The sequence below is a fragment of the Marinifilum sp. JC120 genome (genome assembly GCA_004923195.1).
Taxonomy (GTDB): domain Bacteria; phylum Desulfobacterota; class Desulfovibrionia; order Desulfovibrionales; family Desulfovibrionaceae; genus Maridesulfovibrio.
This window is the reverse complement of sequence record RDSB01000008.1, coordinates 80996-103976: the sequence shown is the minus strand read 5'-3', so window position 1 is coordinate 103976 and position 22981 is coordinate 80996. Positions and strand designations below refer to the sequence as shown.

Genomic DNA, 22981 nt, shown 5'->3' with positions numbered 1-22981 from the left:
AAATATGAATAATTTGGCGGAAAAAAAAGAAGCGGTCAGTCCTCAGCTTGAGTATGGGCGGGTTATTTTGGCTGACGGCGGCGTTGTAGTTGAAACTTCCCTTGGAGAACTTGAAGCTCAGAAGGCGGTCAGTTGTCTGGTTAGCCCCGAGGCTGGTGATTCCGTGCTTCTTTCTGTGGATGCACAGGGCGGGATTTGGATTCTCTCGGTGCTCAGCAGGGCTGCGGAGACAGCGACTTCTCTGGAAGTTGAAGGTGATCTTACTTTAAGAAGTACGAACGGTAGCCTAACTATTGCTGCCGACGATGAATTGAATTGCATCAGCAATAAAGCTGCGTTGCATTCCAATGAAGTTGAAATTTCAGCGGGCAAAGTCTCCCTTACTTCGCGTTTGTTCAGCAGCAATGTGGAGCGGGTTAAGCGGGTTGCCGGGAATGTGGATGATGTCAGCCGTGAATTTACCCGCAGGGTGGTCAACTATTTCCGGTTCACCAAAGAGCATGAAGATTGTCAGGCCGAATCCCGCAGGCAATTGGTGGATGAGACCCTGACTATGCAGAGCAAGAATACCATGATCGTTTCCGAGGAACATGTGAAAGTTGACGGCGAATTGATTCACATGGGTTAGGCTTGTGTAATTTGGATTTTATCTCTGACCAAGGAGTAGTATATGTTTGCGCTTACCATGGGAGCTGGGATGGATATGGGGTTCCCGGATGTCTGCCTGACCCCGGCGGGTCCGGTTCCGGTGCCGATTCCTTATCCGAACATTGCCGAGTCAGCGACTTCGGCTCCGGCAGCTTACAATGTGCTTTGTGATTGCATGCCCACCTTGAATCAACTTTCGCTGGGCTTGGTTAGTGAAGGTGATGAACCCGGTGTTGAAATGGGAGTGGTCTCGCATCTTGAGTCCGGGCAGACCGAGTATATTGTCGGATGCATCACCATTCTTGCCGATGGTATACCCGTGCAACGGCTGACCAGCGTGACCGGGCAGAATTGCCTTGCGGTATTGCCCAACGCGCCCGGAATATGCGCCGTACCAAGTCAGGTTACTGTACTGACTTTAGGTTAGGAGGCATATATGGCAAAATCAATTTTCATATCAATACTCGAAAAAGACGAAGCCAAGGGTAAGGGGCTGTTCCAGACTGTTATCCGTTACGGCCTGGGTGTGAACGGTCATTTCTGGTCCGATAATCTTGAGAAAATGGAATGGGCCGGACCTATTGGCGAAATGGAAAAACCGGAAGTGGGTGTCTGGCTGATCAAGGGCGGCAAGGCTAGCTATGAAAATCCGGAAACCCGTTTTGGTCTGAGCCTACTGGCTGCGGCTGTGCAGGCTAGGCGCGGGCACGGTTTTCCGATTTTGTGCATCTGCGATGATGGAGAGCTTGATCCCGCAACCCTGCCGACCATGCTTCGCGGCGCGGAAGTTGTGGACGAAGCCAAGCTGGGTGCCAAGCTGGCAGCCAAGGCCAATATGCCGATTAAGAAAGTTGCGGCTGAATACCGTTTTGACCTTTATCCCCTGCCAAGTCTGGGACTGTGGCTGGAAGTAGGTCCTGCTCCGGGGCATGCATGGAAAGGTGCATTGCTGGGAGTCTGTGATGGCGACGACTCTGATGCTGGCATAGGGGCCCACGGCGTGGGGTCTGCCGGACAATTGCCGGAAAGATGCGTACTCAATTACCCCATGAAGGGCTTGAAGATGGAACTTGGCGGCAAGGAATTCATCGGCTGGGCCGTGAAAAACGGGCTGAGTGAAAATGAATCATATTTCGTAAAAGTAACCGGGACACCGGACGCACTGATCTTCGGTGAATTCCCGGACGGCGATGATGCGGAGTTTTATTCGTTACAACTTAAATGATTTGAAGCAAGTGAAGTACTACTATAGAATGTGGCGAAGCCTTATTAAAAAAGTTTGGGATTCTTAAACCCTTTTCAAAGGGTTTAAGCCGCCGGAGGCGAAATTTTTCATCAAAAGCGCGTAGCGCATCGAATTAATGCTTTTCTTACCAATTAAACCCAAAACTAATGGGCGCATTTCCGGGCAGGATTTCCGTCCCGGGACTAAGTGAAATTTCAAGGGGAATCGTCTCGCCGGACGGTTCTCCTTTTTTTATGCTCAAATTTTGCGGCTCCGGATAGCCCTGCTTTTGTAGGAAGAGTGATACTGCTTCTGTTAGCTGTGATTCAATTTCGCTGAATTCTTTACGCTTTTCACTGGATAACAGAATCAGGAAATGAATCAGCCGAGACAGATAGAGCCGTAGATTCATTGGGCTACCATCCATGGAAATCGCGCCGAGCAGGAAAGCCTGATCACCATTAAAGGCTAGGGTGTTTATTCCGGCCTGCCGGAAATCTTTGATTCGTTCTGTTCCCAAAGGGGGATTAACCGGGCTTGGTTTTGGCCCTTCCGCAAGGGGAAGCCCTTCCAGCCGGACACTGGAATGGTCGGCAAAAAGCGTAATCCTGCCATACTTAAATAGACTGCGCGCACAAAGTGCTGCTGCGGACCAGACGGAATTTACCCAGAGCGGTCCCCGTTCGGAAAGGGACGTGTGATCAAACCCGGCTTCCGGCCCGTGCATGGTTCTGCCCATGATCGACCCGGCGCAACCCATAATCCATCCGGCGCTGGGTTGTTGGCGCAGGGTTTTCCAGCGTCCATATTCCGGCCCTTCCAGCAGGGCGGGGATAAAGGGCAGTTTGTCCGCTTCGGCCCAGTTTTGCAGCTCAAGAAATTTCGGCCCGAATGCAACCATTGCCGGGGCCAGCATGGATTCCGCGAAATTCATAATCCTTTCCAGAATTTCCATGGACCGGGGGGTATTGCTTAAACCGTGATCCAGCAGAATCAGATCCGGCGGTGATGCTTCAAGCTCTTCATCAAGTTTGTCCAAAACCGGAAGAAGATTGTTTTCAGTGATAGGCACGAGCATGAATTCCACGCTGGTTTTGCTGCCGGACGGAACTTGCCGTCCCAGCAATTCCAGCCCCCGCCATGCGGCTTCCATTATTCTGAAAGCAGGATCAGCGAAAATAGCCTTTAAAAGTTCACTTTTGGGTCTATCATGCTGACTGGTTGTACTGGGAGGGTGTTGTTCGGATTGTTCGCTATCGACCATGGACATTATGTCGTCCAGCAGTGCTGAATATCTTTGATTGGAACCGGTTGACTGCTCTGACGGGGGATTGTCTTTAGCCATCTGATCAAGAATAGCCTTGAACGCTGAGGTGCGACTGATGTTCTTGGGCCTGAAGTCGGCCAGCCTGCTGATGGAAATATTGATACTTGCTGCGGGGAATTTATTGCGGTCCAGTGGAATATCCAGAGTTGGTTGAAGCTTTGCGAGGGCTTGGTCAAGAGAAGACGGATCAGCCTTTATGCACGGGGGATTGTCCGTTTCCAGTGCCGGGGAGAAATAGCCCAGTATCAAGATGTTGAAAGGCGGCAGTTCAATATGCATGAAGACCTCACTGTGGTTACATTGCAGACAGGAATTGGAACCATATTAGCGCATATTGCTTTTCGGGGAAATAAAGAGTTGTGATTTTGCTGTAAAATTGCATCAGTCGTCGACATAAAGTTATTTTCTGTGTAAATTGATGTTAGTACTGAAATCTCTTTTGGTGGCTCCAACTATGCAATCGGAGGGCGGATTGTGCGCGGCAGATTACTGATACTCCTGTTACTACTGCTTGTGGTTGTTTGCGGCTGTGGTGGAAAGCAAAAACCTGTGAATCCGACAACCGTAACCACACCCGCAGCAAGTCCGGAGCAGATGAAGTGGACTTACCAGATTAATGCAGTTTCGTTTAAGCTGGGTGTGGATAAGAATTTAAATGAATATGACGGGGCACCGCATTCGTTGCTGCTCTGTTTTTATCAGCTTTCAAACCTGAGCAAATTCAATGAATTGACCGGGACTTCCACCGGAATGGAAAAGCTTTTTAATTGTACTTCCTTTGATCCCAGCGTCACGCAGGTTAAGCGTGAGTTTGTGCAGCCTGGAAAGAATTCTACAATAGTCATGGACCGGGCCGAAGGTACCAAATTCGTAGGTGTTGTGGCCGGGTATTATGATTTGCAGGGCAAGGCTTCCCGCACTTGGCAGATTCCCATGGATGTGAGTGAAACCGGCATGCTTTGGTGGGGGGATACTTGGTATGCCCCGGCCAAACTGGATGCTATGATCATCCTTGGGCCTAATGAAATGCAAAAGGTGGGGGAGTAGGAAATGCATGCTGACAAGCCGCTTTTCTGGCATCAGGGATTATTCTTGCAACCGCAGCATTTCCAGCTTTCGGACCTGCACCAGTTGCATCGCTTCCGGGCTTTGCGCCAATATGGAATGCCTTACTTCTGGGGTGTTGCCGGTCTTAAAATCCGCAAAGGAGCACTTGAGCGTAGACAAATAGAAGTAACCGAGATTGAAGTACTTTTTGATGACGGACATCTGGTAACCTTTCCAGGTAACGCCCATATCGAGCCACGTTCCTTTGAAAAAGCCTGGGAGGATGGCGGGAAGCCGTTCATGGTCTATCTGGGTTTGCGCAAATGGAACCCGGAAGGGGGCAATGTTTCGCAGGTTGAAGATACTGCCGCTTCGGTGAACACTATGTATGCGGTTTCTCCGGACCCGGTGGAACAGCCGGATTTGCTGGGTAGCGGTCCTGCGGCCCAGCTCAAACCCATGCGCTATGTACTGCGGCTGTTCTGGGAAGATGAGCTGGACGATCTGGGGGCCTACAACATAATTCCGCTGGCCCGGCTGGAGCGTGATGTGCAGGAGGTGCGGCTTGATGAGAGCTTTGTGCCGCCCTGTATTACCCTGAGTGCTTCCCGCTGGCTCTGCCATGTGTTCAGCGATATCAGCGATCAGGTGGCTTCGCGCTGCCGCAGGCTGGAGCAGTATAAGAACCCTGCCGGACTCGGGTCTGGCGATCTTGATTTCACTTCCACGGTATTTTTGCTGGTCCTGCGCAGCCTGAACCGTTACGCCCCGCAATTGGATCATTTTGCCACGGCCCCGCATATCCATCCATGGCATGCTTTCGGGTTGTTGCGGCAGATGATCGGGGAATTATCCTCGTTCTCGCGGGAGATGTCTGCCCTTGGTGAGGGACTGGACGGGCAGAAGATCCTACCCGATTACGATCATGAAAATATCGGTCCCTGCTTTGAAAAAGCCCGTGAAATTGTGACCAATATTCTGGACAGTCTGACCGCCGGACCGGAATTCATGAGCCAGTTTGTATTCAGCGATCCTTATTTCACAGTGGAATTGCCGGAACGTGCCTTTGCAGCCGGAAACACTTTCTGGTTGTTGGTCAAGACCGAGAACCCGGAACAATCCCTGCCGGAACTGTTGAATATTGCCAAGCTTTCGGCCACCCACGGTATGAGCACCCTGCTGGCGCGTGCGGTGCAGGGCATCGGCATGATTCACATGGAGAATTTGCCCCCCGGTCTGCCGAGGTCCAAAGGGGCCTTGTGCTTTCGTGTTGATACAGACTCCCCGCATTGGGAGGATGTCATCCGTTCAGGAAGTCTTTCCCTTTATTGGGACAGCGCACCCAGTGACCTTGCGGTCTATATTGCCGCTATGAGGGGATAAAATATGCACCTCTCTGATTGTTTCCTCGAACTCTTTACCTACATCAGGCTTCTGACCGGATCACCGGAAATGGCTGGGGCTGAATATGAACAGGTGCGTGAAGATGTGAGGAATTTAATCAGCCGCATGGATGACCGCAGTGATTTGCTGGATATTCCCGAATCTCTTTATGATGATGCCCGGTTCGCGGTTTTCGCATGGGCGGACGAGGCTGTGCTTGTTTCAAAATGGGATGGGGTGCGCGAATGGCTTAAGCATCCTTTGCAACGGGAATTTTATGCAACAGCCAATGCGGGTGAAGAATTTTTTGAGCGGTTGGATAAATTGTTCAACCGCAACAATGGTCCGGTGGATCAAAGCCTTTTTGCGGATATGGAAAAGGAAGGTGAAGAACCTGTAAATGGTAATGACAATGGATTGGCCGAAGTTCTGGAGGTTTACGCCCTTTGCCTCTCGCTCGGTTATACCGGAAAGTATTTTAGTGAGTCCGGGGAAAAGCGGCTTGAGGAGCTGCGCCGGGAATGCGTAGCCCGTATACCCGGAAGCGATACGGTAGACGGCGGACCTGCTTTCCCGCAGTCCTACGGAACAGGGGAGTCCGCGCCGCGCAAGTGCTGTTACGGGCGGGTTTTCGATCCGGTGTCTCTGGTTTTTTTTATCCTGCCTGTGTTGCTAACGGGCGGGATGTATCTGGCGTACAAAGTTCTGCTTGAGCACAGCCTGAAGCTTTGGTTTGGGTGATTTTTTAAGGAGTGACAAGGCGAAAGCATGAAGAAATTTCTACTCAATCTGCTCAAGATCATCCTGCTGGTGCTGCTTTTTGTGCTGGCGGCAGTGGGGTCCTACGCCCTTGTAAATTATATGGGCTGGCCTTGGTGGGCCGGGGCCTGCCTTTTTGGTGGATTGATCGGGGTGATTGCCGCTTTTCTTTTTGCCCGAAAATGGATGCTGCGCAGGCGGGAGAAAAAGTTCGTCAAACGCATTGTGGATCAGGACGATTCCGCCATTGCCGCTGCGCCATTGCATGAACGTTCCCGCTTGCAGGAATTGCAGACCCGCTGGATGGAAGCGGTTCACCTGCTTCAGAATTCGGAACTGCGCAGGCACGGTAATCCCCTTTACGCCCTGCCGTGGTATATGGTTTTCGGGGAATCAGACTCAGGCAAGAGCACTGCCGTAGCCAGCAGCAGACTGACTTCCATCCTTTCCGATGTGGGACCCACCCCCGGCGTTTCAGCCACCCGCAATTGTGATTGGTGGTTCTTTGAAGAAGCAGTAATCCTCGATACCGCAGGCCGTTATGCCATCCCTCTTGATGAATCGCGGGACAAGGAAGAGTGGGAAAAATTTCTGACTCTGCTGGTTAAGTACCGCAAGCGTGAACCGCTCAACGGCTTGATTATCACTCTTCCTGCCGACCGTTTGCAATCCGGTGATGAGGACAGTCTGCAAGAGTACGGGCGCAGTTTGCGTAAGCGAATCAATGAACTCATGCGTGTGCTGGGGGTGCGTTTTCCGGTTTACGTGCTGCTGACCAAAATGGATCTGGTCTTCGGACTCAAAGGGCTGGCCGAGGTCCTGCCTGCCGAGGCTAGGTCGCAGGCTATGGGCATGGTTAATGAGTCCGTAGTTTCTGATCCTGAAGAATTCGTGGACAGCGCAGTTTCCGGGGTAATTGAACGGCTTCGTGATCTGCGGGTGACCCTGCTGGAACGCGAGAATCGTTTTGATCCCGCATTCTTGCTTTTTGCCGATGAATTGGACCGTTTGCGCCCGCGTATCCGCGCTTTTGCAGACGGGGTTTTCGAGGAGAATCCTTATCAGGAACAACCTTTGTTCCGGGGTATTTATTTTTCCAGTGGGGAGCAGAGCGGTGAGCAGAGTTCTGCCTTTCTGGATAGTCTTCCCTCCTTGCAGAATGTGCAAACAAAACTGCCTGGCACGCGGCAGGGCTTGTTCCTGCACGATTTTTTTTCAAAAGTGCTGACCCGTGACCGCAATCTGTTTACTCCTATCATTGAATTTTTGAAATGGAAGCTGCTGACCCGCAATCTGGGTATGTTTGTCTGGTTGTTGTTACTTTTCTTTGTCTGCGGTTTGTTCAGTATGTCTTTTCTCGGCAACCGTCGTGCTCTGGATGATCTGTTTACCGCTTTCCCGAAACCGCCTGAATTCTCTGAAAAGATTGATGAACGCATTGTGGAAATGGAAGGTTTTCGCCAGAAGATTTTACATCTCCAAAAGCTTAACACTAATTGGTGGATTCCGCGCATGGGCCTTGATGTGAGCCTTGAAGCTGAGAAAAAAGTCCAGCAGCTCTATGTGAAAAAGTTTGAATCCGTGCTGCTTAAGCCCGTGGATGAGAAGTTAACCCAAACTATAGAGGGATTGCATGCAGGTTCCCCGGAGCAGGTAATCAGTGATTTTGTAAAGTTGCTCGGCTGGCGTATCGATCTGCTTGATAACCGTCTGGAAGGCGGGGGTTCAAAACCACTTGCTCCTTACGAGCTTCCTTCGGGACAGGCTTTGTCCGTGGCTGTAAAGGGTTTTGACCCGGATTTGATGAAATACTACGCCCAGACCTATAGTTCTTATCTGGATTGGGATAATAATGCTGAGGCATTAAATGAACAGCGGCTGCTTTTGCAGGCTCGGCTTGGTAAGGTCTTCAGTCTTAAGGGGTCGGATTTTAAATGGCTGGTGGACTGGGTTGATGCCAATCCCGAAGTCAGCTCGGTGACTCTGCGTGATTTTTGGGGCGGACCGCGTCTGCATTTTGAAAATGAGGTTAATGTTCCTCCTGCCTACACAACCACCGGGCGTAAGATGCTTGAAGATTTCCTTGCTGAATTGCGCCGGGCCATGCCGGATAATTCCAGCTTCGCACAGCGTGAAAATGATTTTTGGAGTTGGTATGCCGGACAGTTCTATCGGTCATGGTACACATTTTCCGAACATTTTACCGAAGGTGAGCGGCAGTTGCTGACCAAGGACGACTACAGCAACATGGCCCATTCCATGGCCAATCCTGACAACCCGTATTTTAAGCTGATTGTCAGGATGAAAAAGGAATTTTCGTCCATAAAAGGATTGGGCACTCCCCCGGGTTGGGTTGATGAGCTTTTTGATTTCAATATTGTTCTGACCCAGTACAGGGCCATTAAAGCCAAGGGGGTAGAGGAATCTTCCCAGAAGGCGGAGGAATCCCTGCGTAAAATCATGGCCGATCTGGGCGGCAAAATGGCTGAAGATATTGAAGAGCGTATTGAGGGTGCCAAGCAGCTTAATGAGTACATGCAGGTGCTTAATGATATGGCCGGGTTCACCGCCAGTCAGGAGACAGCTTTCAAGAGCGCGGCTGCTCTTTATCCCGCTACCGGGCAAGCTTCCGGCTCCAGCGGAGCGGACAGCAAGTCTGCCGGTGCGGTCAAGAAGAATCCTGTGGATGGAGCCACAAGAGCCATGGCTGCTTTACGGACCCGTATGCGCGGGGGCGGTAAGGGGACGCATGTATTCTGGAATCTCGTGGCCGGACCACTTGAGTTTATGGTTTATGTGATCACCATGGAAGCTTCCTGTGAATTACAGAAGCTCTGGGAAGGGAAGGTGATGGCCGAGACTGCCCATGTTCCCCCGGAAAAATTGAGGACCACCCTGTTCGGTAAGAGCGGGCTGGTTGATAAGTTTACTTCCGGCAGTGCCGCGCCGTTCCTGAGTCGTGGCGTTAAGGGCTGGCAGAGCCGTAAATGGCTGGGGATTCCTTTTCCCTTCCGGGAAGATTTCTTTGTTTTCCTTAATGATGGAGAACAGGGGGCGCAGGAAATCCAGCCGGAATACAAGGTCAGCCTGTCCACAATTCCTACTTCTGTGAATAGCAATGCCACGGAAGAGCCGTATGCCACTATTCTTTCTCTTGAGTGCGGCACTGGCAAACAGGAGTTTGTAAACTACAATTATTCCGAAAAAATGGTTTTCAAATGGAAGCCGGACCAGTGCGGTACAACAACCCTGACCATCCGTTTTCCGGGTCTTGATTTGGTCAAGAGCTATGAAGGAAAGCTGGGCTTTGCCAAGTTCCTGTCCGAGTTCCGTAACGGCGAAGTTAGTTTTACTCCCAAGGATTTTCCGGAGCAAGGTAAAGGTCTTGAGGGGCTTGGCGTAAGCAGCGTTAAGGTCGGCTACAATTTCAGCGGGGCCGTTCCGGTCATTGAAGTGCTGAAAATTAAGCCTTTGAACCTGCCTAACTTCATAACCGACTGCTGGCAGCATTAAGGAGGCGGATGTGCTTACTGTTTTTTACAGAAGATTCTACATCTTGCTATTCCTGATCTGGCTCGGGATGGTGGGCAGTCTTTTCGTACTTTCCGTGTGGGGGGATTTTGATACATTTATCCGTGATTTTAATCAGCCTGCCCGGATGATCTATAATGGCACTTCTGATGTAAACGGTTCGCAGACTTTGATGCAGGCCGCCAAGGAGGAAGTAACCTCCGTGCGCAGGGAAGTTGTGCATGAAGTGCGTAAAGTTGAGCGTGAGGCAAAACAATTGTTTGAGAGTAATGGGAGTGCAAAAGCTAATGCCTCTGATCCTGTCAAAAGGGAAATTGAGCAGGATCTTGCCGCCAATCGCACGGTTTCTGTAGCCACAGATGCTTCAGGCTCCACGGGCATGCTGGACAGCCTTGAATTTACCCATACGGAAAAAGAGTTTCTGGCCCGTCTGCAAACCTCCAATAAGGTAGGAAGGGTTACGTATTTCTGGCTGGATAAGCCTTCCAAATTGGTGGTGGATTTGCGCGGAAAGTGGCGTTATTCCGTGCCGCGGGTTACGGATTTTATTTCAGGGTTTGTAGGGCAGGTAGTGCTGGGTAGACATACGGATCGTCTGCGGCTGGTATTTAATTTTCGAGATCCGGCAGCTAAAAAGGGACCGTCTCCGCAATTGATCCGCACCCCGCAGGGTCTTGATATTGTGGTTTCAAAATCGGGGCAGTGATTAATTTTCTTGATTGATGATGGGGCTTCTGTGTTCAGGATGAACTTCGCTGGTGAATGGCCGAAATTTGCTTATATTGGAATTTTGCATTAACTCCCGGCTTTTTCACATTGTCGAAAGGATAACTGAATGGAGAAAGTTATGAATATCAATACTCATGAAAATATAGATCAATCCCTTTGTGGTGAGCCTGTTTCTGTTGCTGAAGGTAGCAGTGAAGTTCGTCTCACATGCACCCGGAATATGGCAGCCGATGCCAGTGGTCTGGTTCATGGCGGTTTTATTTTCGGTATGGCCGATTACGCGGCAATGCTAACCGTCAATCATCCTAATGTTGTTCTGGCGGGCGCGGAAAGCCGCTTTTTGAAGCCTTCGCAGGTTGGTGATGTTTTGGTCGCCAAAGCCCATGAGCAGGAGAAAGATGGACGCAAGCATATCATCAAGGTGGATGTGTCCTGTAACGGAGAAGTTGTTTTCAGTGGGACTTTTACCTGTTTCGTCACCAAAGAACACGTTTTGGCGGGCGCATAGGTCCTTTTACTGGAATACGCAAAACAAGATTAGGCAGCTATGAAAAAAGCTGCGCTCGTTTCATAAAAGAAAAGCCCCGAAATGCAACCATTTGCACTTCGGGGCTTTATTACGCCTTCCGAATTAAATTAATCCAGAACAACTATTGCTTCGATTTCAATGCGGCCGCCAAGGGGCAGAGCGGCAACCTGAAATGCGCTGCGTGCGGGGAAAGGCTCGGCAAAATATTCAGCGTATACGCCGTTCGCAGGTACGAAGTCAGCGAGGTCAGCCATGAATACGGTTGTTTTCACAACGTTATCGAGGGATGCGCCTGCTTCGGTGACGATTGCTTTGAGGTTTTCAAGAGCCTGACGAGTGCAGTCTTCAATGGAACCTTCGCACATCTTGCCAGTTTCGGGGTTGATGGGCAGCTGACCGGAAACATAAAGGGTGTTGCCGGCTTTGATTGCCTGGGAGTAGGGGCCTACTGCTCCGGGAGCATTTGTGGTGTTAATCTGTGTTTTCATTGTATTAATCTCCTTAAGACTATTTATTGTTAGTATATATTACAGGAATTGCCGCGTACATCATAGCCGCATCAAGAACCTGTTTTTTACTTACATATTCGTTGGGGACATGGCAGGCATCAAGGGTGCCCGGCCCGTAGCCGATGACCGGTATATCGTTTTTGCCCATGATAGCCACGCCGTTGGTGGAAAAGGGCCAGGTGGTCAGGGTGGCTTCTTTATTAAATAGACCTTTGAATGCTTCTTGCGTCGCATTGGTCACAACATGTTCTTTTTGTAGTTTCCATGCCGGGAAGATGCATTCTTTGGAACAGGATTTTCCGGTGTAGGAAGGTTCTTCAAAGAGATAAGCTTCCACTTCAGCCCCGGACTCAGCAACACTGGGCAGATTTTTGATCTGGTTGATTGCGTACTGGGCGGATTCTCCCCAAGTGAGTCTTCTGTCGATGGATATTTCGCAATAATCCGCAACCGAGCATCTGGAAGGTGCATGGGAATTCACTTCGGACACAACAAGGCATCCTTTGCCAAGTTCGCTGTCTTCGATTTCCATGTTTGAGTTCAATGATTCCAGATCGGCAATGATGCGGGCCATTTTATAGATGGCGTTGTCGCCCATGTGGGGGGTGGACGCGTGGGCGGTCTTGCCGGAAACGGAAACTTTCAGCTCCATGCGGCCTTTCTGGGCCAGTGAAACTTTGTCATCACTGGGTTCAGCAAGGATGACAAAGTCGGGACGTAGGCCGAGATCTTCGATCATGTATTCCCAAGCCAGACCTTCGCAGGGTTCTTCCTGCACACTGGCGCAGACCATGTAGGTCAGGTCAGCGGTCAGCTCAAGATCCTTGAGGACTTTGCCCGCATAGACCATGGAAGAAATGGCGGATTTCATGTCTGTTGCGCCGCGTCCGTATATGTTTTTATCGTCCTGCTCACCGGAAAGGGAGGGACGGGACCATAATTTTTCTTCGCCGGTACCGACAACATCCATGTGCCCGTCAACACAGATAATGGCCGGGCCGTTGCCCAGTGATCCGCAAACATTGCCCATTTCGTCTGTTTCAACTTTGTCGAATCCAAGCTGTTCCATTTTGGCGGCAACAGCTTTGGCTACACAGCCTTCCTGACCGGAGAGGCTTTCAATGCGAATCAGCTCACTGGCAAAATCGTAAATTTCCTGTTCGTAATGTCGGGTGCGTGCAACAATTTTATCAAACATATGTCTTTCTTCTTGCTTTGAAATTTTGCCCGTTGGCGCGGGGGATGTGGTGCTGTCCGCGCCAACGGGAGGCTGTAGGTAATGTCCTAGGAGTGGAGGTCCTACGTTGCTAGTTCTGGAATTCTTCGCGGAACATCTTGATGGTGCTGATCATGCACAGGAAGAGCACGAACATGAGCGGCAGGGCGAAGATCAGACTGATACTCTGGAGGAGTTCAATACCGGTCTTACTACCGAGCATGAGAGTAAGTGCCATGGCTGCCTGAGCGATGGTCCAGATGGTTTTCATTTTGTTGCTGGGGTTGGCTGCGCCGTCCTGACTCATGGAGCTTAAGGTGAAGGTGGAGCTGTTCAGGGAAGTGATAAAGCAGGTGAACAGTGCCAGTACAACACCCCATGAGATAAGTGTTCCCAAGGGGAAACCTTCAAGGACGATGAATGTTGCTGCCTTGGAGGAAGCTGCTGCTGCCTTGAGGGCCTCAACAGGAGCCTGAATACCGATGGTTCCGAAGAATGCTACCCAGAGGAAGATTCCGAGGCAGGGCAGGATCATGGAACCGAGGATGAATTCACGTACAGTGCGGCCTTTGGATACGCGGGCGATGAAGGGGCCTACAAAGGGTGCCCATGCGATAGCCCATGCGTAGTAGTAGATCGGCCAGCCGGTGATCCATGAAGTTTCTTCTTCTGGTGCGAAAGTAGGTAGCATGAGGCCGTCGCGGAAGAAGTCGTTCATGTAGTTACCGAGGGAATCGAAGTATACGTTGAGCATGGTGGTGGTCGGTCCGACAAGACCTACCAGCAGAATAAGACCCATGAGCAGATATGCGTTGTAGTCGGAAAGGACTTTGATACCTTTTTCAAGACCGGTTGTGGTGCAGAGCACAGTGATTCCGGTAATGGTTCCTACTACAAGGAGTTTGGTCATGGTGGAGTCCGGGGTTCCCAGCAGGTAAGAGAAGCTTACACTCAGGGAAAGTCCGGTCTGGCCCAAAGATGTGGAGATACCTGCGATGGCACCGAATACACAGATCAGGTTGACGATTTTACCAAGGTTACCGTTGGCTTTGTCGCGGCCCCAAGGGAGCAGGATATTGGAGATCAAGCCGCTCTCTTTTTTACGATACATCAGGTAGCCGAGGATCAGACCTACTACGGAGAAGGCGGACCATGCCTGAATACCCTGATGGATGAAGCTTTGCTTCATGGCGAATTCAGCTGCGGCCGGGGTCATCGGATCGATTCCGGTGGTTACCAGCGGGTTGATGTAATGATAGACAGGCTCTGCTACCCCCCAGTAGAGCATTACAGTACCCATACCGGCGGAGAAGAGCATTCCCATCCAAGAGAAGGTGCTGAACTCGGGTTTTGAGTCATCATCACCAAAGCGAATGTTGCCGTATTTACTGAAGGCAAAGTAGAACATGACCAGTACATAGAGGAAAGATCCTGCCATGTAGATCCAACCGAATGTTTCGGTCAGATAGTTCATTGTTCCGATACCTACATCGTACAATTTGCCCGGGAAGAGCAGTCCTGCAAGAACTACCATGACGATGAAGGTCATGGTGCTGGTGAACAGCATCTTACCCTGTTTAAGTGTGGTCCCCTGTTCTGCGGTCTCAGTTCCGGCCATGGGCTTTGCTGCGACAGCTGTGTTACCGTTTGACATAATAATCTCCCTCTTATTCCTAACTAATCAATGACGATAATGTGTTCGCTGGCGCGGCGGGTCAGCCATTCTGCGCCGTCTTCGGTGATCACGATGTTTTCTTCGTGAACCATATCTTTACCCTTGGCATAGGTCATGCCCGGCTCAAGAGTGATAACCATGCCCGGTTCGAGGACAGTGTTGTCGGTTGCGGTGTTGGAAGGCCATTCGGTAAGCTGGGTTCCCAGACCGTGTCCGAGACGTCCTACTTCGTTGCCGAGTGCTCCGCCTGCTTCCATAATTGACCACATGGCATTGTATACGTCTGTGGTGGTAGCGCCGGGGCGTGCTGCTGCGAAACCTGCGTCGGTTGATTTGTAAACGCAGTCGTAAGCACGCTTGGTTTCATCGCTGCAATGTCCGAATGCGAAGTTACGGTCAAAGTCAGAGAAGTAGCCGTCGTAAATGGCGCCTACATCAATGATCAGTACGTCGCCTTCTTCAATGACGCGGGAAGTGGGGCCCATGATGATGGAATCGTAACCGTCGGGACCGGAACCGGAGATGAGGTATTTAACGAATTCAGCACCTTCCTGAAGCATGTTGATGCGCATCTGAGTGCAGATTTCGCGTTCGGTCTGGCCTACTTTGGCGTGAGAGGGGATCATGTCAAAGCCGTGGTTGGTGATGGCGCAGGCGCGGCGGATCTTTTCAACTTCAGCAGGGGATTTGATGCTGCGCAGGTAGTGCATATCTTCAGCAATATCGACGAATTCCTTACTGACCTTTTCGGTGATGGTCAGGTAATCGGCGGTGGGCATGCGCAGGTAGGACTGCAAACCGAGGGTCGCACCAACGCGGCCGAAACGGCTGGGCAGGGAATTGAGAACATCGGATACAAGGGTGATCCCGTCATCTTCGGGGTTGGGAGATGACCAGGTGCGGATGTCTTCAATCCATGTGGCCCGCATGCCGCTGGCGCCGATGCCGGGAATTACGGCAATAGGTTTACCTTCAAGGGGAATGACCAGAAACCAGGGACGGGTCGGACTTTCCCAGAACTGGGTGTAGTACCCGGTGTAGTAGCGGATGTTCGGTTCGGTGGTCAGGAAAACAGCGTCGAGTTCTTTTTCGCGCATGAGTTTCTGCATGCGTGCTGTTCTTGTTTCAAATTCAGCAGTAGTAAAACCAAAATCGAGAATTTCCATCATATACTCCTTAAAAGTTGTTCTGAACTATAATTTTTCCCGTCCGAACCAGACCACATCACGGTATGTCTGGGGGGAGGTGTCCCCTTCAGTGCTGATGCACAGAACTTTCGAACTTTGGTTAAGTCCAAGTTTTTCCCTTGCTTCGCGCCCTTCTTCTTCCTGCATCACCCAGTGGAGGAATCCGGTGGTTGCCGCGCCGGATTCACCGGATACAACCTGCTGGTCTCCTTTCATGGGTGCCCCCAGAATACGCATGCCTTTGGCGGCAATGTCGTCAGAGCAGGAAGCGTAAGCCAGAGGATAATCGCGAAGCATTTCCCAGCTGGTCAGGTTGGGCTCGCCGCATGCGAGTCCGGCCATCAGGGTTGCGAGGTCTCCGTCTACTGTGTGCGGTTTCCCGTCATTGGCGCAGGCGGAAATGTAGAAGCAGTTGGCTGCTTCAGGTTCAACAAGGATGAAAGTAGGGGCATCCTCGCCGAAAGCGGACATGAAGAATCCGAGCATGGCTCCGGCAAAACAGCCAACCCCGGCCTGAAGGATCACGTGGGTAGGACGCTCAACACCTACTGCCTGCATTTGCTCAAGAGCTTCAAGGGCGAGGGTGGTGTATCCTTGCATGATCAGGTTGGGGATTTCGGTATATCCGTCCCAGGCTGTGTCTTGCACGGTGATCCATCCGTTTTCTTGAGCTGTATCCCAAGCCATGCGTACACAGTCATCATAGTTGAGGTTGGATATTGTGCATTCTGCGCCGTGGGCTTTGATATTCTCACTGCGCACCGGGTCGGACCCTTTGGGCATGTAAATGATCGCTTTCTGGTTGAACTGCTGGGCAGCCCAGGCCAGACCGCGGCCATGGTTACCGTCTGTGGTGGAGGCAAAGGTGATGTCGCCTACAGCATCGCGCACTTCTTGAGATTTAAGAAAGTCGCAGCTGACTTCGGTGATATCTTTACCCAGCTTGCAGGCAAGGTATTCTCCTACTGCGTAGGAACCGCCGAGGACTTTGAAGGCATTAAGGCCGAAGCGGTATGACTCGTCCTTGACCAGCACTTCACCGAGTCCAAGATGGTCGGCGAGGTTGTCGAGTTTTGCCAGCGGGGTAGGTTCATATGCATCAAATGTGGAATGGAAGTTCCGTACTTTTTCAGCAACATCCCTGCTGAGCATGGAGACATCAGCTCCGGTTGTCGGGGCTTTGAGGCTCCCGTTGTATTGAATCTTAACTTTAGACAAGGTGTATTCTCCTCTTCTCCTCAAATTTTAATCTTGCAGATTGGATTTCCCTAAAGCAGAGAGCGTGCCAAAAATTTATCACGATAATAAAGTGATTAAAATTAAGTAGATAGAAGAGTATGGGTGTCTTGAGATAGTTTGAGATGCTATTCTCAAAATGAGAAAATTCTCATTTTGAGAATAGCGGAGAACGAGAGCGGTAGCAGAAAGAGTGGAAGTAGGGAAATCAGCTAAATATCTTTACGGGTGTCAGTCGCCCAGTTTGCGGTAAAGTGTCGCCAGTCCGATACCAAGAGATTTGGCAGCTTGTTTCTTGCCGGATGTGGTGTCTCCGTAATATTCTATAGCCCGTAAAATAGCCTGTTGTTCCAGTTCTTTAAGGGAGACTATTGGGCATTCCGGTCCTTGCGAAATCTGGACCTGTTCCTGCTGGAAATTCTCCTTACATTGCAGGAAACCGCTGTGCAGTCCGGCTTCATTGATGATTCCTTCCGGCGTGGCCATGTTCACAAGATATTCAATGGCGTTCTCAAGTTCGCGGATGTTACCGGGCCAGTCGTAACTGCGCATGCGCTGGACGATGGATGATTGCAATTTTATCTTGTTTTTGCCGAATAAATCACAATACTTAGTGATGAAGTGGTTGATCAGCAGGTCGAGGTCATCCAGCCGTTCTCGTAACGGCGTGGTTTGGATGGGGATTACGTTGAGGCGGTAGTAAAGGTCGTCTCTGAACATGTTCTGGGCCATGAGTTCGTGGAGATTGTCGTTACTGGCGGCAATGACCCGGATATCAACGGATATGGGTCGGTTTCCGCCTAGACGGGTGATCTTTCTTTCTTGGAGAACTCTCAGCAGTTTTACCTGTAAGTACAGCGGCATACATGAAATTTCGTCCAGAAAGAGTACCCCCCCATCGGCAAGTTCGAATTTACCGATCTGACCTTGGCGCAATGCACCGGTGAATGCTCCTCCAACGTATCCGAATAATTCACTTTCAAGCAGAGTGTCCGGGATGGCTCCGCAGTTGATAGCTACAAACGGTTCGTCTGATCTGTCTCCGATGCAGTGAATGGCGCGGGCCACAAGTTCTTTACCGGTACCGCTTTCACCGCTGATCAGAACCGAGGAATTGGTGTCCCCGGTGGCGGTAATTTGTTCTTTTAACTGAAGAATATGTGGCGATTGCCCGATGATGTTGTCTAAACTGCTGTCGAAGGTCACTGTGGCGGCCTGCAATGATTTTGAAACAACTGAACGGATGGTATCGAATACTAAAACTGAAGAAAAACGGCTGTTTGTAGAGTCGATATCAGCTTGTTTACCGACAATCATCTGCTGGCGGCCTTCTTGTTCCACTGTGTATTCATTTAAATCCGAGAGGGTGAAGCCTGTGGGGGTGATAGAAAAATTCTCAAATTGAGAAGGGATTGTTTTGCTCAGAATTTCCTCAGCCTGATCGTTCTTGTAGGCCACCTTTCCTTTGGCATCGTAGATGAGAATTCCTTTTTCATTGGTATTTACCACTTGGGACATGATGTTCAGCAGGTCGGTTATGTCTTGCAATTCCTGTCGTTCACGTACCCGCACTGCGATACTGCTGGAAAGAAGGGAGAGGAAATTCATATATATTTCCCGCCGTTCAAGCATCTGCTCGCGGGAGTCGGAGGAAAAGCAGATCATTTCCATGGCCCCGTAAGTGGTGATACCATCTGAAATAGGCGCGCAGACTGAGCAGAGCTCGCGGCAATTATCCTTCGTTTGACAGCCTTTGCAGATCTTATTTTGGCGAGGGTTTTCAATGAAGAGTGGAGTGCTTCCCTTCAAGGTGTTTTTCAGCAGGTTTCCCGCACTCTTAATGCTTTTTCCGATGTTCTGGGAATAATCACCGGTTCCGGCAATACGGATAAGCTCTGTATCCACAACCTCAACTTCAAGTCCGGTGATGGCTGAAATTGTTTCTGCGTAATATTGAATTTGTTCTTGGATCTTAAGCAGCATTTCTTCTCCTCCTGAAGATCCTGTTAGCGCACTGTTCTCATTTTGAGAATAGATTTTGTTGATCAAAAGGGAATTTATAAGTGATTTTTTTCTATATAAAAAACGAACACGGATGTATTTTTAGAATTTAATAGTTCTTGACAATTAAATGAAAATGGATTTCATTTTCGCCATGACCAATGAAGCAGCAAAAACATTCGTGGATTATCTTGCGCAGAACGGGCTGAGCATGACTCCGCAGCGCAAGGTGATTGTAGAGACCTTTTTGGAGACCGAAGGGCACTTTTCGGCTGAGGATCTTTTGAGACTTGTACAGAAAAGGGTTCCAGAGGTCGGGCAGGCTACAGTTTACCGCACCTTGAAATTACTTGTTGATTCCGGGCTTGCAGAGAGTCTTGATTTTGGATGCGGGGTTGCCCTTTATGAGCACTCTTACGGACACCAGCATCATGATCATCTTGTTTGCACAAAGTGCCAAAAGAAAGTTGAAGTGGTGGACGAGGATATTGAGCGCAGGCAGGAAATACTTGCAAGAAAAAATGGATATGTTCTTACCCACCACCGGATGCTTCTTTTCGGACTATGCCCGGAATGCCAGAAATTGCGGGATCAAGAACAGGAATCTGAATCCTGAAATTGGTATTCAACGTCTTGATTTTACAAACTGGATACAAAGTATAATCCTCTTATCAAACAGGGAATTCAGATTGGAATCAACCCCTATGCCGTCAGGATATAGGGCCTGACGAGTAAAAGGAGTATATTATGTATCTTAAAAAAGCAGCTATTGTTGCGGCTGGAAGTGTTGTAGTTGGACTCATCGGTTACGCGGCTTACAAATCCGAGACCGTGCGGGGGGCTGCAAAGTCCACCATTAAAGCCGGAGTAAAGGCCAAAGATTGGGCAGTGGATTCATACCAGAAGACCACTGGCGAATTTAAGGAAATTGTTCGCGACGCCAAAGCTGAAGCTGAGCTTGAAGCATAAGCTTTCTTTTAGGTAATAGAATTTATAAAGAATCCCCCGGAGCATAGCTTCGGGGGATTTCAGACTGCTGAGAAATCACCATCTGCGGCGTTGCTGCGAAAAACACTGGGGCTCACGTATGTCTAAATACGCATCGTTCCGGCGTTTTCTTGCGCCTTGCATCTGGCACTTTCTTAACAGTCTGTTGATTTTAATCAACTCAGCTGGTTTAAATATTTTGCTCAATCACATAATCCAACCCGCCCCTGATTGCGGCGATCTGTCCTGCAATGCTTGATTCAGGGGTCATCCAATCCCCGTCAGGATAGATCTCGGTGGTTGAATGATAGGGGGCGTCGGTCAGTATACCGCTCAGGCCGAGTTTCAACATGGGATAAAGGATAACTCCATGGGCCACGGCAGGTTCACCGAGAATCTTTCCCGACGCATCAGGTTTAGCAATGGGCGTAACTTCTTCAACTGCACGGTTTATCGCGTTCTGGAAATCCAGTTCCGGTCTTGCTTCGTCTGCCACAAGATAGAACCCCTGCGGAATCTCACCATTTGTGCATTCCACTCCGTCCCTTGCTGCCAGTGCGGGCCGGAAGACCGTTTTGTCGCGGTCGGTTGTTTCGTGCAGGTCAATATGCACTGCAATTTTGCCCGCAATAGTGGAGACAAATTGTTTGAGCAACACGGATTCTTCGGCTTCGTCGTTGCTGAATGACCTGTTCGGATCTACAGTATATGGATTCCAGCGGTTATTGGTTTCATAGCCCCAAGGGCTCACACAGGGGACAACCACCAGATTGAATTTTCCGGCATAGTTCTGGGCTGTGCTTTCTAGAAATTCAAGGGCGGCATATATACCACCAGTTTCATATCCATGTACCCCGGCGGTGATCAGCGCGGTGGGCAGCTTTGCAGACCAATCAGCGGATAGAAGCGCATAAAGCGGGTAACGCGACTGATCGTGGGACAGCTGACCGTATTTTTCCACGCGGAATGAATCCGGCAATCCAGATATTCTGTCCAAAACATCTTGCTTATAGTTTTTCTCAAGAGAGACTTCGGCCAGCCACTGGCTCTTTTCCGTCTCCCCCCATTTCTTATTATTCATGGCAATCCTTTTATCATAAAATAAGGTGATATGCGCAAAGACATACCACCTTACAGGTTCGCTTAAAAGAGAAACAGATGTGTGAAATTTTTGCGCCGATTTATTTAGTCCGCTTATTAGCGCAGGTGACCGATATCCCGCCAGTTGAGGCCGAGGATTTCCGCGGCCCTGCGGTCAAGGGCCTGCGCATCGAAGCTGGCGAGGACCAGTTCAGGATCAGGGTCACACAGCGCACCGCCGAGATGATATTCTGCCAGCCCCACGCTAGCGTCCATAATTGAGAGCCACGGTGGAATGAACATATTCAATTCCCTCACCGATTGCTGCATCTGCTGATGAAAAAATGATTTTTTCCAGCTTCCGGCGTTGTAATGGGCCGGGGGCGCAAAGCCCATCATATTTTTAATGGCCCCGGTTATCCCGGCCAGCGAATGGGCCTTGAGGTTGGGCAGGGAAATGATCTTATGACTGAAAGCGATCTCCGGCAGGAAGATGGTCGGGAAGACTTTGGCCCCTTCAAGTTTTTTCTCACAAAGCGGGGCGTGATTCAGGTCCAGCAGCTCTATTCCGTATTCTTCAGCCAGTTTTTCATAGCCGAGCAGCTTGAATATTTCATCAGTTTCATAATTCAAATCCCCGCATCCTTCGCCGATTACTATTTCCGCGTCCGGGTTGGCTGCCTGTACGTATTCAATTACCGCGCGGCAGAATTCAGGCTCAGTAGTCACCGGGGGTGTGGAAGCATTAACCAGATTGGGTTTGAGCAGGATTCTATTTTCAGTGGCAATAGCTTCGGCTGCTTCAATTCTGTCCAGTGCCTTTTTTACGGAACTGCGGTAGTCTTTGAAATTTATTTCAGCTACGGGGGGCATTGGTCTTCCTCATTTATGGGGATTGATGAGTCTTGGATGTTAAAAAATGTCCGACCCCAGTGTCCATAAAAAATGGACAGGTTCATAAAAAAGGCCTGCTCCAAAAGTGAAGCAGGCCGATATTTAATGCGTGTTGAGGAGCGGGACTAATAATCCTGATCGCCGTGCCGCGAGCATTTGATCAGGACTTCGGTTACAAATTTCTTACTGTTATTGGTGGTCCAGTAATCGGTTACGAACCGTTCAAAGGAATCTTCACTCAGTATGTAACCTGTGTTGGCTGCCCAGCGTTCCATTTTCATATAAGTCTTATGGATGTCTTCGTGGGCTCCGAGATGGTAACAGGAGAGCATCATGTCCCCGCCGAATTCATATGTGTTTTCTTCGCTGCAAGGAATAACTGTTTTTTGCAGCATCTTAATCTCTTGATCTTCGCCTTCGATGCGTTTTTTGCGTGATGAGAAGTTGATGATGACCGGGCCGGTTATCTCGTTATTCACATCTTCCACATGCTGGGTGAATTCAAGATTGATGATCGACCATTGCAGGTCGTCTTCAAATTTCTGGTCCTGAAAGAGCAGGTCGTTGCTCTCAATGTACTTGATTGAAACTTCGTTTATGTTGTTGTCGATTACCATTTCCGCTTCGCGGACCAGTTCATACCAGTCTTTGACCGATACGTGCCTGCGGCGGATTTTTTCCTGCTCGTCCTCAAGTTCCCTGATTTTGGCCCGGAACGAGTGCTGTATGGATTTGAATACGTGTTGCGCGCTGCCCTCAATGAATTCCTTCATCTCTTCGAGAGTGAAACCCATCTGCTTGTAATATTTGATAACCGGGACTGAGAGCAGGGATTCCCGGGTGTAATACCTGTAGTTATTGTAATCGTGTCGCTGTGAGGGGATGAGATTAATCTGATCGTAATAACGCAGTGCTTTTTTGGAGATGTTACAGATTTTGCTCATGTCCCCTATGAAATAGCGTTCCTTGTACTTCACTGGTCTCTCCTCCAGTTCTTATGGTCCGGTATTTCGAAGAT

21 protein-coding genes are annotated in these 22981 nt (G+C 49.9%); 11 read left to right on the top strand and 10 right to left on the bottom strand.

Features of this window, described 5'->3' with window-relative positions; genetic code table 11:
- Positions 1–4: 4 nt before the first annotated feature.
- The 3 genes from D0S45_09845 to D0S45_09835 are packed head-to-tail and all read left to right on the top strand — an operon-like array spanning position 5 to position 1873.
- Entirely contained in the window at positions 5–628 is a 624-nt protein-coding gene (locus D0S45_09845) for a DUF3540 domain-containing protein (protein ID TIH15874.1), read from the top strand.
- Positions 629–670: 42 nt separating this feature from the next.
- On the top strand, positions 671–1075 hold the full coding sequence (locus tag D0S45_09840; GenBank protein TIH15873.1) for a DUF4150 domain-containing protein: 405 nt from the start codon (positions 671–673) through the stop codon (positions 1073–1075).
- Between the two features lie 9 nt (positions 1076–1084).
- The gene (locus D0S45_09835) at positions 1085–1873 is read left to right on the top strand and encodes a hypothetical protein (GenBank protein ID TIH15872.1); all 789 of its coding nucleotides are present in this window, start codon (positions 1085–1087) and stop codon (positions 1871–1873) included.
- 145 nt (positions 1874–2018) lie between these two features.
- Here D0S45_09835 and D0S45_09830 read toward each other — a convergent pair whose 3' ends face one another.
- Positions 2019–3479, bottom strand: a complete 1461-nt coding sequence (locus D0S45_09830) for a hypothetical protein (protein TIH15871.1) — start codon at positions 3477–3479, stop codon at positions 2019–2021.
- Between the two features lie 195 nt (positions 3480–3674).
- Here D0S45_09830 and tssJ point away from each other — a divergent pair, with 195 nt between their 5' ends.
- The 6 genes from tssJ to D0S45_09800 all read left to right on the top strand — a co-directional run bounded on the left by tssJ (position 3675) and on the right by D0S45_09800 (position 11157).
- The gene (gene tssJ, locus D0S45_09825; protein ID TIH15870.1) at positions 3675–4247 is read left to right on the top strand and encodes a type VI secretion system lipoprotein TssJ; all 573 of its coding nucleotides are present in this window, start codon (positions 3675–3677) and stop codon (positions 4245–4247) included.
- 3 nt (positions 4248–4250) lie between these two features.
- Positions 4251–5630 (top strand): type VI secretion system baseplate subunit TssK, encoded by a 1380-nt coding sequence (gene tssK / locus D0S45_09820; protein ID TIH15869.1) that lies wholly within the window; start codon positions 4251–4253, stop codon positions 5628–5630.
- A gap of 3 nt (positions 5631–5633) precedes the next feature.
- Positions 5634–6371: a DotU family type IV/VI secretion system protein gene (locus D0S45_09815; GenBank protein ID TIH15868.1), complete on the top strand. Its 738-nt coding sequence runs from the start codon at positions 5634–5636 to the stop codon at positions 6369–6371.
- Positions 6372–6398: 27 nt separating this feature from the next.
- Positions 6399–9902, top strand: coding sequence for a hypothetical protein (locus D0S45_09810; GenBank protein TIH15867.1), 3504 nt, complete (start codon positions 6399–6401; stop codon positions 9900–9902).
- A gap of 10 nt (positions 9903–9912) precedes the next feature.
- Positions 9913–10626, top strand: coding sequence for a hypothetical protein (locus D0S45_09805; protein TIH15866.1), 714 nt, complete (start codon positions 9913–9915; stop codon positions 10624–10626).
- Positions 10627–10767: 141 nt separating this feature from the next.
- Positions 10768–11157 carry a PaaI family thioesterase gene (locus D0S45_09800; GenBank protein ID TIH15948.1) on the top strand — a complete coding sequence of 130 codons (390 nt, stop codon included), beginning with the start codon at positions 10768–10770 and terminating at the stop codon, positions 11155–11157.
- Positions 11158–11285: 128 nt separating this feature from the next.
- Here the strand turns inward: D0S45_09800 and D0S45_09795 are convergent, their stop codons facing one another.
- From D0S45_09795 to D0S45_09770, 6 genes are all read right to left on the bottom strand, one after another.
- Positions 11286–11666: a RidA family protein gene (locus tag D0S45_09795; protein ID TIH15865.1), complete on the bottom strand. Its 381-nt coding sequence runs from the start codon at positions 11664–11666 to the stop codon at positions 11286–11288.
- 19 nt (positions 11667–11685) lie between these two features.
- Positions 11686–12885 (bottom strand): YgeY family selenium metabolism-linked hydrolase, encoded by a 1200-nt coding sequence (locus D0S45_09790; GenBank protein TIH15864.1) that lies wholly within the window; start codon positions 12883–12885, stop codon positions 11686–11688.
- A gap of 109 nt (positions 12886–12994) precedes the next feature.
- Positions 12995–14470 (bottom strand): BCCT family transporter, encoded by a 1476-nt coding sequence (locus D0S45_09785; GenBank protein TIH15947.1) that lies wholly within the window; start codon positions 14468–14470, stop codon positions 12995–12997.
- A gap of 110 nt (positions 14471–14580) precedes the next feature.
- Positions 14581–15747: an aminopeptidase P family protein gene (locus tag D0S45_09780; GenBank protein ID TIH15863.1), complete on the bottom strand. Its 1167-nt coding sequence runs from the start codon at positions 15745–15747 to the stop codon at positions 14581–14583.
- A gap of 24 nt (positions 15748–15771) precedes the next feature.
- On the bottom strand, positions 15772–16983 hold the full coding sequence (gene dpaL / locus D0S45_09775) for a diaminopropionate ammonia-lyase (protein ID TIH15862.1): 1212 nt from the start codon (positions 16981–16983) through the stop codon (positions 15772–15774).
- 249 nt (positions 16984–17232) lie between these two features.
- The gene (locus tag D0S45_09770; GenBank protein TIH15861.1) at positions 17233–18984 is read right to left on the bottom strand and encodes an AAA family ATPase; all 1752 of its coding nucleotides are present in this window, start codon (positions 18982–18984) and stop codon (positions 17233–17235) included.
- A gap of 148 nt (positions 18985–19132) precedes the next feature.
- On the opposite strand from D0S45_09770, the gene D0S45_09765 reads away from it, so the two are divergent.
- Together D0S45_09765 and D0S45_09760 are read left to right on the top strand one after the other, a co-directional pair.
- Positions 19133–19618 (top strand): transcriptional repressor, encoded by a 486-nt coding sequence (locus D0S45_09765; GenBank protein TIH15860.1) that lies wholly within the window; start codon positions 19133–19135, stop codon positions 19616–19618.
- Between the two features lie 131 nt (positions 19619–19749).
- A complete protein-coding gene (locus D0S45_09760; protein ID TIH15859.1) occupies positions 19750–19971 on the top strand; it encodes a hypothetical protein in 222 nt (73 codons plus the stop codon).
- 208 nt (positions 19972–20179) lie between these two features.
- Here D0S45_09760 and D0S45_09755 read toward each other — a convergent pair whose 3' ends face one another.
- From D0S45_09755 to D0S45_09745, 3 genes are all read right to left on the bottom strand, one after another.
- The gene (locus D0S45_09755; GenBank protein TIH15858.1) at positions 20180–21070 is read right to left on the bottom strand and encodes a peptidase; all 891 of its coding nucleotides are present in this window, start codon (positions 21068–21070) and stop codon (positions 20180–20182) included.
- A 116-nt stretch (positions 21071–21186) separates the two neighbouring features.
- On the bottom strand, positions 21187–21942 hold the full coding sequence (locus D0S45_09750; GenBank protein ID TIH15857.1) for a DUF362 domain-containing protein: 756 nt from the start codon (positions 21940–21942) through the stop codon (positions 21187–21189).
- A gap of 146 nt (positions 21943–22088) precedes the next feature.
- Positions 22089–22940 (bottom strand): MerR family transcriptional regulator, encoded by an 852-nt coding sequence (locus tag D0S45_09745; GenBank protein TIH15856.1) that lies wholly within the window; start codon positions 22938–22940, stop codon positions 22089–22091.
- Between the last annotated feature and the right edge of the window lie 41 nt (positions 22941–22981).